Genomic DNA, 13,373 nt, shown 5'->3' with positions numbered 1-13,373 from the left:
GCTTTCCCCGCCTCAAGCAAAACCGGGCACAACACACAGGAACACGGCTTTCCGGGAACGCCCCCGATGCCTATCTATGGGGAAAACGAAAGGATCCCGTCGATGTCCGATGTCACCACCCCAAAAGTTCACAAGAGCGATGTGGAATGGCGCGAGCAGCTCTCCTCCGAGCAGTATCGCATCCTCAGGCAGGCCGGCACCGAGAGGGCCTTCACCGGCCCCTTCTGGAACAGCAAGGAAAAGGGTGTCTACCACTGCGCCGGCTGCGGCGAGAAACTCTTCATCTCCGACACGAAGTTCGATTCCGGTTGCGGCTGGCCGAGCTATTTCGAGCCGGTGAAGCCGGGTGCGGTGACCGAATACAGCGACAGCTCGCACGGCATGGTCCGCACGGAAGTGCGCTGCGCCAATTGCGGCGGCCACCTCGGCCACGTCTTTCCCGACGGTCCGCCGCCGACCGGCCTGCGTTACTGCATCAACGGCCATGCGATGACCTTCGAGCCGCTCAAGTAAAGGCCGGCTTGCGAAAACAAGTTGTCTCTCGGGAATTGCGCCGGTTGCTCGCACCTCGAACACGTGCGAGCCTGGCTCACCCGTCGCTCGGAAAAAAGCCATGCCCAAGTTAGACCTCGCCGCCATACCGGCACGCAAAGGCTCGGGATACCCGGCGCCATTCGACGCTCCCTGCGCCCAACGCGTGCGGCAACGACTGGGTGACGCCGGCGGACTGACTGATTTCGGCGTCAACCTGATGCGCCTTCCACCGGGCAACTGGTCGAGCCAGCGCCACTGGCATTCGGCTGAGGATGAATTCGTCTATGTGCTGGAAGGCGAACTGGCGCTGATCGAGGATGATGGCGAGACGATGCTGCGAGCCGGCGATTGCGCCACCTTCCGGAAAGGCTCCGGCAACGGCCATCACCTGATCAACAGATCGGGCGCCATGGCGGTTTATCTTGAAGTCGGCTCACGCTCGCCCGCCGACATCACCACCTGCTCCGACATCGACATGATGAGCGCCAATGCGGACGGCCGGTTCGTTCACAAGGACGGCACGCCCTATCCCGAGCCCGGTTGATCGCCATCTGCCTTATCCATCAAGGCGCTGGCGCGTGCCACGCCACCGGGATGGGGGATTAGATCGCCCGACCGCGGATGGTCCAGGCCTTTGCCCGAAAGGCAACGGAGCCGTCGCTCTCGTAACGAAGATCGGCCTCCAGTTTTTCCTTGAGCCGTTGCCGCTGTTCGGCCGGCAGGCTGACGCAATAGCCGGGCGCCGGCCCCGCGCCGAGCGTGAAGGGGCGCCAGAAATCTTCAAAATTCTTGAAGCGTGTCGGAACCTCGACCTCGCCCGCTTCGACATCCGCCCATCCCGATTGCCGCGCCAGATCGGCCAGCTGATCCCGGGTGCAGAAGGGGAAGCGGCGGTCCTCGCTAAGCTCGCGGGCAGCGGGGTCCAGCGCGCCGGCTGCCGTCCAGAATGCGCGCATGAACCCCATGCCACCGCCCGGATAATCCCAGACATAGAAGGCCAGAGTGGCACCTGCCCTCGCGACGCGCGCCATTTCCTGCAACGCCTTTTGTCTGTCGGGCACGAAGTTGACCATCAGCCCGGAAACGACGATGTCCATCGTGCCCGAAGGGAGCGACAGCGCTTGCGCGTCGCCCACGCGAAACCCCGCCCGCGGATCCTTCACATTCGCCCGCGCCTTGTTCAGGAACCCTTCCGACGGATCGATGCCGATCAGGCTTCGAGGATCGCAGCCGGCGAGGATCGCCGCCGACAGCGCGCCCGTGCCGCAGCCGACCTCCAGCCAGTCAAGCTTGCGTCCGGGCCTTAGCCATTCGAGGAAAAGTGGTGCGATCTGCCGGCTCCATCGGCCCATATAGAGGTCGTAGCTGTCGCCCATCTGCCACGCGTCATGCCGGGAAGCTTCGGTCATTGCCCATCCTCCGCCAATGTGCGGCCTAGATGATACTTGCGTCCGCCTTTCCGGAAAATAGTCCGAGGGAGGTAGACCGGCGATGGAGGCCCTCAAACCTGGCCGGGCAGTTCCACCGTGAAGGCAAACCGCGCCTTTCTTCCCGGCTGCAGGATGACGCTCCAGGGGCGCTCGGCGAGGTCGTCGGAACCACCGAGTTCGGCTGCCGTGCCGTGCCAGGGCTCGATGCAGATGAAGGGTGCGCCAGGCTTTTGCCAGAGGGCCAGGTTGGGCAGGTTTTCGAAGGAGAACCTGAGCGCCGGCCCGCCTTCGGCGGCATAGACGAGACCTTCGCCGGCGCCTTCGGGAAAGATCATCGCATCGGCGTCGAACATGGCATGATCGAGCGTGAGCCGGCCCTCCTTGAACGGCGAAGCAAGCTTTTCGGGGTCTATCAATCCATGCCGAGGCGGACGAGCGCCGGTTCGGCATGGTTGTCGAGCGTCACGGTATGAGCCTGCCCATCAGCGTCCGGCAGCGGCCAGAGGAAAGCCGGATGGAAGCCGAGGCCGAAGGGCATCGGTCGAGTATCGCGGTTTTCCACCTCCGCCGATACGGTGAGCTTCAGACCGTCCAGCGCGTGCTCCACCGCCAGCAGGAATTCGAACGGATAAATGGCCCGCGTGGTTTCCGAGGCGGCCAGTTCATAGCGGCACATGGTTTGGCTGGAAGCGCCAAGCGCGAATTCCGCCCTGCGGGCAAAACCGTGCTGGCCCATCTCATAGGATCTACCCTCGATGCTGATCCTGTTTTCCGGCGCCTTGCCGACCATCGGAAAAAGCACCGGCGAGCGGCCGTTCCAGAAAGCTGCATCGCCATTCCACAGCCAGGAGCGGCCATCGGCCGTCGTGAGGTTCTGCATTTCCGCACCGAGAGAAGAGACATCGACCGTCAGATGCTGGTTTGCGATGCGGGTCTGGCTGGGCATGGCGGCTCCTCTTGGGATTTTGATCTGGAGAGGTGATATCAGGGCCGGATGAAGCCCGTATCAAGGCAACAAATAATCAGGCGCTGAGCGCGATCGACCTCTCGGCCTGCTCCTCGGCCTGCTCTTCGGCCTTCTGGGCCATGCGAATCTCGTAGCCCTTGCCCCAGTCCGCCATGACGCCAACCGCGTGATTGAGGCTGCGGCCGAATTCCGTCGCCGAATATTCCACCCGCTGCACCTTTCCCGGAAACACCTCGCGGCGGATCAGATCGTCTGCCTCCATCTCGCGAAGCTGCTGGGCGAGAACTTTCTCGCTGACGCCCGCAAGGATGCGTCTCAGCTCGCCGAAGCGGCGCGGCGCTACGTTGATCTCCCAGAGGATGTCGGTCTTCCATTTTCCGCCGATCACGTTGAGGGCGCTCGCAAAGCCGCAATCGTCGTCCGGTAGCCGTTTCATCTTTGATCTCCTTACCTCAACGTAACCGCTTACCCGAAGGTACGTAATTTACCGCCAGCCGGCCGGCAGCCATATCAGAGGGCGTGTTAAATATGGAGTTCGACCCGATGACCACAATAGGCTTTCTCGGCGCCGGCCGGATGGGCACAGCGCTTGTCAGGACATTGTTGAAAAACGGCCATGACGTGCATGTCTGGAACAGGACGGCCGAAAAGGCCGAAGCGCTCGCGGCCTTCGGCGCGACAGCGAAGGCGACGCCGGAAGAGGCGATCGGCGGAGCCGACATCGCAATCGTCAACCTGCTCGACTATGCCGCCTCCGATGCGCAGCTGCGCCGGCCTGCGGTGACGGAGGTGCTGAAGGGCAAGCTTCTGGTGCAGCTCACATCCGGTTCGCCGAAGACGGGCCGCGAGACGGGCCAGTGGGCCGTGAGGCAAGGGATCGCCTATCTCGACGGCGCCATCATGACCACGCCGAACATGATCGGGGATCCGGAAACGCTGGTCCTTTACAGCGGCTCGCGACCGCATTTCGAAAAGCATGCGGCTTTGTTTATGGCGCTCGGCGGCAAGTCCGCCTTCGTGGGCGAGGATTTCGGCACGGCCTCGGCACTCGACAGCGCGCTTCTCGCGCAGATGTGGGGCACGCTGTTTGGCGCGCTTCAGGCGCTCGCCGTGACCCGTGCCGAAAATATCGACGCAGACACCTATGCGAACTTCCTGAAGCAGAGCCAGCCGGTCATCGACGCGGCGACGCAGGACCTCATGCAGCGCGTTCGTGACGGCCGCGACCACGGCGACGAAGACACCTTCGCGAGCATCGCCGCCCATAGCGCGGCCTTCCACCATCTGCGCGAGATCGTGCGGGAGCGCGGCATCAATCCCGCAATCTCCGATGCGTTCGGAAGTCTGTTGGAGACGGCGATCGCCAAGGGCCACCAGGACGACGATTTTGCGATGCTCGCCCGCTTCATGGTCCCGGCGTGACCGGCGACCGGGCCTCGGACCGTGCGGACACCCGCACCGCAGGCTGCTCCTGCGGCGGCTTGCGGCTCTCATTTCGCGGCGAACCGCTTCGGGTCTATGCCTGCGCCTGCCTCGAATGCCAGCGCGCGACCGGCACCGCCTTCGCCTATCGGGCGCGGTTCAATGTCGAGGCTGTGGTCGAGGACGTGGGCGAACGCCGACGTTTCCGGCGCATGACCGACAAGGGCCACTGGATGGACCAGATCTTCTGCCCGACCTGCGGGACGCTGCTCTACATGGAGGCGGAAGTGATGCCGGGAGCGCTCGTGGTTTCCGTCGGCTGCTTCGGCGATCCCGATTTCGCGCCGCCCGCAGCCCTCTTCTGGGCCAGGCGCAAACACGGCTGGTACGGGCTCGACGAAGCGATCGATCAGAAGGACTGACCTCAGTCCTTCGCGACATCGCCGGAATACTGATCGTCGGCGACCGGCTCCAGCCATTCCGCCGTCTTGCCGTCGAGGGCCTCCTGGATGGCGATATGGGTCATGGCGGTGGTCGCCGTTGCCCCGTGCCAGTGTTTTTCGCCCGGCGGGAACCAGATGACGTCGCCGGGGCGGATCGTCCGGATCGGCTCACCCCAGACCTGCGCCAGGCCGCAGCCGGCGGTGACGACCAGCGTCTGGCCGAGCGGATGGGTGTGCCAGTTGGTGCGGGCGCCGGGCTCGAAGGTGACGGATGCCGCGACAACACGGGCGGGCGCCTGCGCTTCGTTGAGCGGATCGAGGCGGACCGCGCCGGTGAAATAGTCCCCTGGCTGTTTCTTGGACGGCTGCGAACCGCTGCGCTTGATGTCCATGGTCGATGTCCTCCCGCTATTTGCTCTCTCCCCCTCACATAGGAGGAGGTCATCGAGAATTAAGCCCATTCGCGAAGAATATCGCGGCGGTGGCTTTCTTAGCTGGCGCGAGCGTATACCGTAGCTTTGCCCCGGCTTGCCGCGCGCCATCCGCGACAGGCTGCGGGGACTATGCAAACCAAGGGGGTCCCGGATGCGCTTCATTCTCCCGGCATTACTTGCTGTCGCAATTGCGGTTGCGGGGATCGACGCAGCATCGGCGGAGGACGACGGCCTGCCGCCCGTCGATTATCCCAGCCTTCCCGCCGCTGTCGCAACACGCGCGGAACTGGTTCCTGCCGGATGGACCCTGGAGGCGGAAGCATCCGGCGATCTCGATGGCGACAAGCGGGCCGATCTGGCGCTCGTCCTTCAATCGGAAAAGCCGGATCTCGACCCAACCGGCGAGCCGCTTGTCGGCCCGCGTATGCTGGTGGTCGCTTTCGGAGCCCGCAAAGGCTATCAGCGGATTACCGCCAATCATCAGCTGATCCCGCGCGCCACCAGCAGCTTCGTCGAAGACTATTTCGACGCCGCTTCCGGCGCCCTGACCATCAAGCGGGGTACGCTTACCATTTCCTTGCATTATTTCGCGACGGCCGGCGGCTGGGGCATGTGGGACAAGACCTATTCCTTCAAATGGAGAAAGGACGATTTCGTCCTTTCCCGGTTCGACCACGACTATACCCATCGGGCCAAGGGCGACACCAAACGGATCATTGCGGATTACGGGACCCGAAGCCTCAGGGTGATCACGGGCAATATCCGGAACGACGCCACGAAAACGAAAAAGTTGAAGTTGCCCGGGCCATCGACGGTGACGCTGGAACAGGTCGGCGACGGCATGGAGTTCAGCCCCATGACGGACGAATGATGCTCGCGGAAAAGATCGCCCGCTTTGACTTTTCCGTGCCGTCTGTTATCGATTGCAACCGAAGAGCGTCGGCTTTTGAGGTTCATTTTGCCTAAGTAATTCCCGGTCTCGACAGTTTCACCCTTCCATGCGGGCAGGCCGATCGCCGCCGCGTGGGTAATTCTGTTCATCGGGGTGGCGGCTTGAGACCGGTTTGGCATTGATCTGCCAGTGCTGCTCGAAAGCCGCCCTGAGACGCCCGACGCTTTCTTCTCCATAAGTCCGGACCATCGCCACGCCGCGCCCGCAAGAGGGCTTCTCGACCGCCGTTCCGCATGAACTTCCTGACCGGAAGATCAAAACGGCATGTGCGACATCCTTCATGTTGAATGGACCCTCACCCCCAAAACTCCACCCCAAGCGATACTCCGCTGCAGTTCCTGCGGCGACACGAGACCCTTCCGCTCCAGCGGGCGGACCCGCCTCAACGCCAACGGCAAACAGCTCGACGCCTGGCTCATCTACAAATGCGTCGATTGCGACGGCACCTGGAACCGGCCGATCTTCGAACGGCAATCCGTCCGCTCGCTAGATCCGGCTCTGCTGGAAGCGCTGCAGGCGAGCGCGCCCGGCTATGTGGCGGGCCTCGAATTCGATCAGGAAGGGCTGAAGGCCTGCGCAGGCCGCATCGAGGAAAGCGGGGACATCGGCATGGGCAGGAAGGTCCTGCGCCACGACGCGGACTGGCGGCGGATCGGGATCACGCTTGCCCTGCCCTATCCCTTCGGCCTGCGGCTCGACCGGCTGCTGGCGGCGGAACTGCCGCTTTCCCGCAGCCGGCTGCAGGTGCTTTTCGAGGCGGGCGATATCCGGGTCGAGCCGGCGCGGAAGGATACGCTGAAACGCGGCATCCGCGACGGCACCCTGATCACGCTCGACCTGCGTGACGAGGTCGAACGGTTGGCGATGGGGCGGGCGGCGATGGGCGGCTGATCAGCGATAACCCGTGGCGTCGGCCGGCTTGCCCGCTTCCTGAACCTCTTTCAGGTAGCGCCAGCAATCCGGCCGCGAGCCGTCGATATCATCGAACTGATAGACCTTAGCGAGCCCGCCGCTCGAGAGCGACTGGCCGTTCCATCTCGCGCGGCCCGGATCGGCGGCCAGCGAGGCGATCGCCCGGCCGATGAAATGCGGCGTCTCGGAGATGCAGAAATGCGGCTGGATCCTGGTCGCGTCGCGCCAGTTCGCCTCGCTGACCTCGTATGCCTCCAGCATCATTTCAGACCGCAGCCAGCCGGGCGTGATCGAGACCGCCATGCAGCCGTGCTTTTCGAGATCCTTCGCATGCGCCCAGGCCATCCGCGTCGCCGAGGTTTTGGCAAGGTCGTAGAAGGGCGACAGTCGGTAGTGATCGGCATTGTATTCCGCCGTGCCGTCGGTGACTTCCACCAGCAGCCCGCCCGGCCTTTCGATCATCAGCTTCAGCGCATGATGGGCGGTGATCAGATGGGTATCGATCGCCAGCCGGAGCAGGCGAAGGCCATTCTGCAGATCATGCTCCCAGACCGCCTTGTCCCATTCGAACAGACGCTCGCCGCCCCAGATGTCGTTGACGAGGATATCGAGCCCGCCCTGTTCGCTGCGGATACGCTCGACCAGAACCGCCACATCCTCCGCGACGAGATGATCGACAGCGACGGCTATGCCGGTGCCGCCCGCTTCGGTCACCAATGCTGCCGTCTCCTCGATCGTCTCGGGCCGATCATATTCGGAGCGCTTTCCGCGCGTCGAGCGGCCGGTGCAATAGACCGTCGCGCCGGCGGCACCGAGCTCGACCGCAATCCCCCTGCCCGCGCCTCGCGTGGCACCCGCCACCAGCGCGATCTTCCCGGTCAGCGGTTTTTTTCCTAAATCCGACATGGGACCTCCTTCCCTTCGCATTCCGCACAGCTAGAACTGGCTTCAAGGGCAATTTCAATATATAAACGTTTATTCGTTTATTATTCGCGAGGCAAGATGCCGAGACCAAAAACCATGCCGGATGGCGATGTGCTGAAGGCGGCGCTGAAACTGATGCACGAAAAGGGCCCGGACGCGCTTACCTTCGCCTCCCTTTCCACGGCCTCCGGCCTTTCGCCTTCGACGCTGGTGCAGCGGTTCCGCAACAAGGAAGAACTTGCCCGAGCAGCCTTGCTGCATGCCTGGGACGAGCTCGATGCCAAGACGGAAGCGGCCATCTCGGCAGCGCCCAGGACGCCCGGGGGCGCGGTGGATATTCTCGTCGCGCTGTCCGGCGATTATGGCGGCATCGAAGCCTATGCGGAAGGACTGCTGATGCTGCGCGAGGATTTTCGCGATCCTCTGCTGCGGGAGCGCGGCACCGCCTGGGGCGAGCGGCTTTCCAGCGCCATAACCGATTGCTTTTCAGAGAAGGCCGGCACGCCTGACAATATCGGTATGCTGATGGCGTCCCAATGGCAGGGCAGCCTTCTCTGGTGGGGGTTCAACCCGACCGGAACGATCGACGCGCATGTGCGCAAAAGCCTGGAGGCGTTTCTGGCGGCGATGCGCCTGTCTCACGGGTAGGAACTTGGCCGCAGCCGCGGGAAGCGGAACGAAGCGCCCTTCAGCGATACGATCGCAACGCCTGCCAGCACGATGGCCGTAGCGGCGATTTCGCGCAGGCTCACCGGTTCGCCAAGCAGGACGAAACCGAGCAGGATCGTCCAGAGCGGCAGGAAATAACCGTTCATCGAACCGACGGTGGGACCGGCCTTTTTCAGGATGTTCATATAGAGGACGATCGGCAAGGCGGTTCCGAAGACGCCGAGCACCAGCAGGATGACCGCCGCATCGAGCGCCGGCGCGAAGGACGACATCCCGCCGAGATAGACCACGACCGCAAAGGTCGGCAGGCCGGAAAAGAGTTGCTGGCCGAGCGCAAGCCGCATCGGCCGCGGGTCCGGGATCGCACGTACATAGAGGTTTCCGAGCGCGTAGCTGAGCGCCACGATCACCATGGCGCCAACGCCGTTCAGGCTGATGTCATCCGCGCCGAACGCTGCGGGGCCGATCAGCAGAACCATTCCGGCGAAACCGGTGGCGAGCCCGAGCGCCAGCTTGAGCGTCAGGCGCTCGCTCGCGAACAGGGCCTGCGCCAAAACCGCAACGATGAGCGGCGTGGAAGCCTGGATCATCGAGGTCAGGCCGGCCGAGATCTGGGTGAGCGCATAGGCCGTCAGCGCGTTGGGCACGACGCCCTGCAGGAAACCGAGGATGATCCAGTCACGGACCTCGCGGCCGCGCGGGAGGACTTGGTGTCCGGTTGCCGCCATGAAGGCTGCGATCAGTCCGCCGCCCATCAATCCTCGCAGGGCGGTCAGTGCCAGCGGCGAAAGCGAGGTTCCCGCGACTTTCAGCAGGATGAAGGCGCTTGCCCACAGAAAGGAGCAGACGAGCATCTGCACGATCAACGGCACGGCGAAAGACTTCCGTAGGGCATGCAGGGTCATTGCGGCCTCCCATTTATCTTCATGTGAAGATATTTGCACATTATTTATCTTCATGTCAAGATAGTTTTGAAACAGCATGGAAAGCCGCATGAGCCGCGAAGCAAAACCGCAGGATCACATCGACCGGGCACGCGCCCAATGGGAAAAGGAACTGCCGGATCTGAGTACGGAACCGATGGAGATCCTCGGCCGCATCTACCGGCTGTCGCGGCTGGTGACGCCCTCCATCGAGGCGACATTCGCCTCCTTCGGGCTCGACCGCGGCGAGTTCGACGTGGTGGCGACACTTAGACGCTCAGGCCCGCCCTACCGGCTGACGCCCACCGAACTCTATCGCTCGCTGATGATCGCCTCGGGCAGCCTGACACACAGGCTGGCGCGGCTGGAAAAGGCGGGCCTCGTCAAGCGCGTACCTTCGGAAAATGATGGGCGCAGTCTTGCGGTCCAGCTCACCGATGAAGGCCTTCGCCGGGCCGAAGCCGCATTCCGGCGGGACATGGCCAACGAAGCCGATGCCATCGCCTCGTTCGATCCGGAGAAGAAACGGCAGATTTCCGCGCTGCTGCGGGAGCTGAACCTGACGGTCGAGGCACATCTCGCCGCGCGAGCGGAAAAGATCGAGGAAAACTGAGGCGGAAACCGCTCCCCTCGAGCGGCTTGCAGCCAGGCGCAAGCTGCTGCAATGATGCCTCGGTGACCCCAAGGAGCCGCATATGCCTTCGACCGAGCTGTTTATCGCTTTCCTCGCGACCACCGCGGTGTTTGCCTACATCCCCGGCCCCGCCATGCTTTATGCCGCGGCCCAGACACTGGCTGGCGGCCGCTGGTCGGGACTGATGGCGTCGATCGGCATCCATATCGGCGGTTATGCCCATGTGTTCGCCGCCGCCGCCGGGCTTTCGGTGCTTTTTCACGCGGTGCCGATGCTCTATATGGCGGTGAAGTTTGCCGGTGCAGCCTATCTTGTCTGGCTCGGCATCTCGCTCTTCCGCGCCAAGGCGGCAGGCGATGCCGAACTTCCGGAGATTGCGCAAAAATCCGGCCGGCGGGCATTTTTCGAAAGCATTACGGTCGAGGTGCTGAATCCGAAGACGGCGATCTTCTTTCTCGCCTTCCTGCCGCAGTTCATCGATGCATCCGCAGCCTTCCCGGTCTGGCTGCAGTTCGTCATTCTCGGCACGATCGTCAACCTGATGTTCTCCTCGGCAGACATCGTCTGCGTCCTGCTGGCAGGCGCGGTGATCACCCGGCTGAGGCGCTCGAGTGGCGCGCAGCGGCTGATGCAACGGGCCGGCGGCGCGCTCCTCGTCGGTCTCGGCGCCCATCTGGCGCTGCAGCGGAGCTAGGGATTATTCGTCGGGAAAGAGGATGGCCTTGTAATCCTGAGCGCCGTTGAGAATGTGCAGGATATCGACCCGCTCGTCCACAATGCGGTAGAAAATCAGGTAGTTGCCGCGGGGAACCCTGCGGATGCCGCTCACTTCATGCCCCGGCACAAGCGGGTATCGAAGAGGCATATCCGAGAGGGCCACGCTTCGCCCGACGATTTCACGCACGAAACTGATGGCGCGCCGGGGATTACTTTGTTCAATATAGGCCCAGATTCTGTCGAGGTCGCCACGTGCTTCAGGGGTGAAGTTGACGATCACGCCCTACGGTCTTTCGTCGCGGCCGCATAGCGCGCCTCGAAATCTGCCAGAACCTCCTCGGCAGGAGTTCCCCTTCCCGCCTCGGAATCCGCCAATCCGCGGGCCAATGCAGCTTCAAGCTCAGCCCGTCGCCGCTCCTTGATTTCCAGTAGCCGCAGACCTTCTCGCAGAACATCGTCGCGCGAGCGATATCGTCCGGCATTCACCAGTTCATCGACATAGTCTTCCAGATGTTTTCCGAGATCCACGTCGCTGACCATGGCTTAGCTCCTTTGTTAAAAGGATACCAAGCCCTGTCATTGTTATCAACGTCAGCCCGGAATCTTCAACTCCATGCAGGTGAGGTCGAGCCAGCGGCCGAACTTTGTGCCGACTTCGGAGAAGTTGCCGGCAACGCGAAAGCCGAGCGTCTCGTGGAGGCGGATCGAGGCCGCGTTTTCGGATTCGATCGCAGCGATCATCACGTGCACGCCATTGGCGGCGGCGCGGGCGATCAGCTCCTGCATCAACAGCCGGCCAATGCCGCCGCCCCTGGCATCCCGATGCACATAGACCGAATGTTCGACCGTGTGGCGATAGCCATCGAAAGCGCGCCAGTCGCCGTAGGACGCATAGCCCGCAACCTTGCCGTCCACCTCGGCAACCAGGACCGGAAAACCTTTCGCCTTCCGGGCGGAAAACCATTCCTTCCGGTTTTGGAGGTCGACCAGAACCTCGTTCCAGATCGCCGTGGTATGGGCGACCGCGTCATTGTATATTTCCATGATACCCGGGAGATCGGCTTCGGTGGCATCGCGAAGGTAAACGGTAAAGGCCATGGTCGCTCGTCCATTATAGTAGATTACGTCTTGTTTATGAGACGTCTGCCGACCTTTGTCCAGCCGCTCTGTGAGGTGCTAGAGGAGCAAAGCCCAAAATGGCCGTCCCGCAACATTCTTCGCCATCAGGATCAGCGGAACGACGGTAAGAGCTTTGACGGTATCATTGAGGATATGGCGGCCTTCGGGCCGACTTCAGAGCCCGCCGCCCGAAAGGCTGAAACAGGTCATCACCGCGCCGTAATGCACCGCGGCGGCGGCGACCACGAAGCCGTGCCAGATGGCGTTCTGAAAGCGCAGCCTCTCCCAGACGTGGAAGATCACGCCGAGCGAATAGATAAGCCCGCCGATCACGATCAGCCATACGGTGACCGACGGCAGATAGGTGGAAACAGGCCCCATGACCATCACGCCGCTCCAGCCCATGCCGAGATAGAGCAGGATCGTCAGCTTGTCGTAGCGACCGGGAAACAGGCATTTCAGCAGGATGCCGACGACCGCCGTCGCCCAGATCGCCAGCAGCATGGCGAAGATCCAGGCATCCCCCGAGCCACGCTGCAGGAAAGGCGTATAGGTCGCGGCAATCAGGATAAAGATCGCCGAGTGGTCGAGACGTCTCAGGAACCATTTGGTGCGGGAATGCGGCCAGATGTTGTAGGTAAACGAAATCGACAGGCAGAGAACAAGGCCGAGGCCGTAGACCCATGCAGCGATGATCTCGCCGTGGCTCGACCAGAGCATCGCATAAAAGATCAGCGCGGTTGCCCCGACCAGCGCAAAAACGATCCCGATGCCGTTGATGATTCCATCCGCGACAATCTCGTGAAAATCGTAACGCCGTCCGAAGTTGAAGAGTTCGCTCATCCTGCTTTCCGCCTCCCCGTTTCAGAATGGCCATAGCAGCGGCGGAAGGCAAGAGACAAGCGTTTCACATTAGGTTTTAGGTTTTAACCTTCCGGCTCAGCCTTCCAGCGTAAACCCTTCTGCCTAGTCCTCGCCGGCGCAAACCTGGCACAGCGGGGTGTGCGGCACGGCATCGAGCCGTCTTTCGGCGATCGGCTGGCCGCATTTCGCGCAGGTTCCGAAGGTGCCGGCATCGATCCGGGCGAGTGCGGCATCGATAGCGACGAGTTCCTTCTCGCCAACCTCACCCAGCTCTTCCAGTACTTCGTCGTTATTGCGCTCGACGGCGCGGTCGTCGTCATCGGGATTGCGCGGCGTGGTGAAATCTTGCTCGATCCGGCTCAGCCGGTTCTCAAGTTCCGCCTTGCGGGCCTGCAGTATGTGTTCGTATCTGGCGACATCCATCTCGGC

At 62.6% G+C, this 13,373-nt stretch carries 19 protein-coding genes and 1 pseudogene; 9 read left to right on the top strand and 11 right to left on the bottom strand.

What is annotated here, in order from left to right:
• Positions 1-102 precede the first annotated feature (102 nt).
• Both msrB and C5L13_RS03710 read left to right on the top strand, forming a co-directional pair.
• On the top strand, positions 103-513 hold the full coding sequence (gene msrB, locus C5L13_RS03715; RefSeq protein WP_105382074.1) for a peptide-methionine (R)-S-oxide reductase MsrB: 411 nt from the start codon (positions 103-105) through the stop codon (positions 511-513).
• Between the two features lie 100 nt (positions 514-613).
• Complete coding sequence (locus C5L13_RS03710; protein WP_105381865.1) at positions 614-1,078, top strand: cupin domain-containing protein; 465 nt, start codon at positions 614-616, stop codon at positions 1,076-1,078.
• Positions 1,079-1,136: 58 nt separating this feature from the next.
• Here the strand turns inward: C5L13_RS03710 and C5L13_RS03705 are convergent, their stop codons facing one another.
• The 3 genes and pseudogenes from C5L13_RS03705 to C5L13_RS03695 form a co-directional block, all read right to left on the bottom strand.
• Positions 1,137-1,943, bottom strand: coding sequence for a class I SAM-dependent methyltransferase (locus C5L13_RS03705; protein WP_105381864.1), 807 nt, complete (start codon positions 1,941-1,943; stop codon positions 1,137-1,139).
• A gap of 92 nt (positions 1,944-2,035) precedes the next feature.
• A pseudogene (locus C5L13_RS03700) lies at positions 2,036-2,910 on the bottom strand (aldose 1-epimerase family protein).
• Positions 2,911-2,986: 76 nt separating this feature from the next.
• A complete protein-coding gene (locus C5L13_RS03695; protein WP_105381863.1) occupies positions 2,987-3,367 on the bottom strand; it encodes a winged helix-turn-helix transcriptional regulator in 381 nt (126 codons plus the stop codon).
• Positions 3,368-3,474: 107 nt separating this feature from the next.
• Between C5L13_RS03695 and C5L13_RS03690 the strand changes: the two genes are divergently transcribed.
• Together C5L13_RS03690 and C5L13_RS03685 are read left to right on the top strand one after the other, a co-directional pair.
• Positions 3,475-4,353: an NAD(P)-dependent oxidoreductase gene (locus C5L13_RS03690; protein WP_105382073.1), complete on the top strand. Its 879-nt coding sequence runs from the start codon at positions 3,475-3,477 to the stop codon at positions 4,351-4,353.
• Positions 4,350-4,775 (top strand): GFA family protein, encoded by a 426-nt coding sequence (locus C5L13_RS03685; RefSeq protein WP_105381862.1) that lies wholly within the window; start codon positions 4,350-4,352, stop codon positions 4,773-4,775. Before C5L13_RS03690 ends, C5L13_RS03685 begins: the two co-directional genes overlap by 4 nt.
• A 2-nt stretch (positions 4,776-4,777) precedes the next feature.
• On the opposite strand, the gene C5L13_RS03680 is transcribed toward C5L13_RS03685, so the two are convergent.
• Complete coding sequence (locus C5L13_RS03680; protein ID WP_105381861.1) at positions 4,778-5,188, bottom strand: (R)-mandelonitrile lyase; 411 nt, start codon at positions 5,186-5,188, stop codon at positions 4,778-4,780.
• A gap of 193 nt (positions 5,189-5,381) precedes the next feature.
• Between C5L13_RS03680 and C5L13_RS03675 the strand changes: the two genes are divergently transcribed.
• The gene (locus C5L13_RS03675; RefSeq protein WP_105381860.1) at positions 5,382-6,101 is read left to right on the top strand and encodes a hypothetical protein; all 720 of its coding nucleotides are present in this window, start codon (positions 5,382-5,384) and stop codon (positions 6,099-6,101) included.
• Between the two features lie 345 nt (positions 6,102-6,446).
• Positions 6,447-7,073 carry a DUF1062 domain-containing protein gene (locus C5L13_RS03665; protein WP_105381858.1) on the top strand — a complete coding sequence of 209 codons (627 nt, stop codon included), beginning with the start codon at positions 6,447-6,449 and terminating at the stop codon, positions 7,071-7,073.
• On the opposite strand, the gene C5L13_RS03660 is transcribed toward C5L13_RS03665, so the two are convergent.
• Positions 7,074-8,000: an SDR family oxidoreductase gene (locus tag C5L13_RS03660; protein ID WP_105381857.1), complete on the bottom strand. Its 927-nt coding sequence runs from the start codon at positions 7,998-8,000 to the stop codon at positions 7,074-7,076.
• A 96-nt stretch (positions 8,001-8,096) separates the two neighbouring features.
• Between C5L13_RS03660 and C5L13_RS03655 the strand changes: the two genes are divergently transcribed.
• Entirely contained in the window at positions 8,097-8,666 is a 570-nt protein-coding gene (locus C5L13_RS03655; protein ID WP_105381856.1) for a TetR/AcrR family transcriptional regulator, read from the top strand.
• Here the strand turns inward: C5L13_RS03655 and C5L13_RS03650 are convergent.
• Entirely contained in the window at positions 8,657-9,592 is a 936-nt protein-coding gene (locus C5L13_RS03650) for a DMT family transporter (RefSeq protein WP_158693376.1), read from the bottom strand. The genes C5L13_RS03655 and C5L13_RS03650 overlap by 10 nt on opposite strands.
• A gap of 88 nt (positions 9,593-9,680) precedes the next feature.
• On the opposite strand from C5L13_RS03650, the gene C5L13_RS03645 reads away from it, so the two are divergent.
• Together C5L13_RS03645 and C5L13_RS03640 are read left to right on the top strand one after the other, a co-directional pair.
• A complete protein-coding gene (locus C5L13_RS03645) occupies positions 9,681-10,223 on the top strand; it encodes a MarR family winged helix-turn-helix transcriptional regulator (protein ID WP_105381854.1) in 543 nt (180 codons plus the stop codon).
• An 82-nt stretch (positions 10,224-10,305) separates the two neighbouring features.
• Positions 10,306-10,938 (top strand): LysE family translocator, encoded by a 633-nt coding sequence (locus C5L13_RS03640; protein WP_105381853.1) that lies wholly within the window; start codon positions 10,306-10,308, stop codon positions 10,936-10,938.
• Between the two features lie 3 nt (positions 10,939-10,941).
• Here the strand turns inward: C5L13_RS03640 and C5L13_RS03635 are convergent, their stop codons facing one another.
• The 5 genes from C5L13_RS03635 to C5L13_RS03615 form a co-directional block, all read right to left on the bottom strand.
• Positions 10,942-11,241 (bottom strand): type II toxin-antitoxin system RelE/ParE family toxin, encoded by a 300-nt coding sequence (locus C5L13_RS03635; RefSeq protein WP_105381852.1) that lies wholly within the window; start codon positions 11,239-11,241, stop codon positions 10,942-10,944.
• Positions 11,238-11,501, bottom strand: a complete 264-nt coding sequence (locus C5L13_RS03630) for a type II toxin-antitoxin system ParD family antitoxin (protein ID WP_105381851.1) — start codon at positions 11,499-11,501, stop codon at positions 11,238-11,240. The genes C5L13_RS03635 and C5L13_RS03630 overlap by 4 nt, the downstream gene beginning before the upstream one ends.
• A 51-nt stretch (positions 11,502-11,552) precedes the next feature.
• Positions 11,553-12,059 (bottom strand): GNAT family N-acetyltransferase, encoded by a 507-nt coding sequence (locus tag C5L13_RS03625; protein WP_105381850.1) that lies wholly within the window; start codon positions 12,057-12,059, stop codon positions 11,553-11,555.
• A 195-nt stretch (positions 12,060-12,254) separates the two neighbouring features.
• Positions 12,255-12,923, bottom strand: a complete 669-nt coding sequence (trhA, locus tag C5L13_RS03620; protein WP_105381849.1) for a PAQR family membrane homeostasis protein TrhA — start codon at positions 12,921-12,923, stop codon at positions 12,255-12,257.
• Between the two features lie 123 nt (positions 12,924-13,046).
• Positions 13,047-13,367 (bottom strand): TraR/DksA family transcriptional regulator, encoded by a 321-nt coding sequence (locus tag C5L13_RS03615; protein ID WP_105381848.1) that lies wholly within the window; start codon positions 13,365-13,367, stop codon positions 13,047-13,049.
• Positions 13,368-13,373 lie beyond the last annotated feature (6 nt).

The sequence above is a fragment of the Neorhizobium alkalisoli genome (assembly GCF_002968635.1).
GTDB classification, from domain to species: Bacteria; Pseudomonadota; Alphaproteobacteria; order Rhizobiales; family Rhizobiaceae; genus Neorhizobium; species Neorhizobium alkalisoli.
Note: the sequence above shows the minus strand (reverse complement) of the source record. Positions and strands in the feature narration are given on the sequence as shown.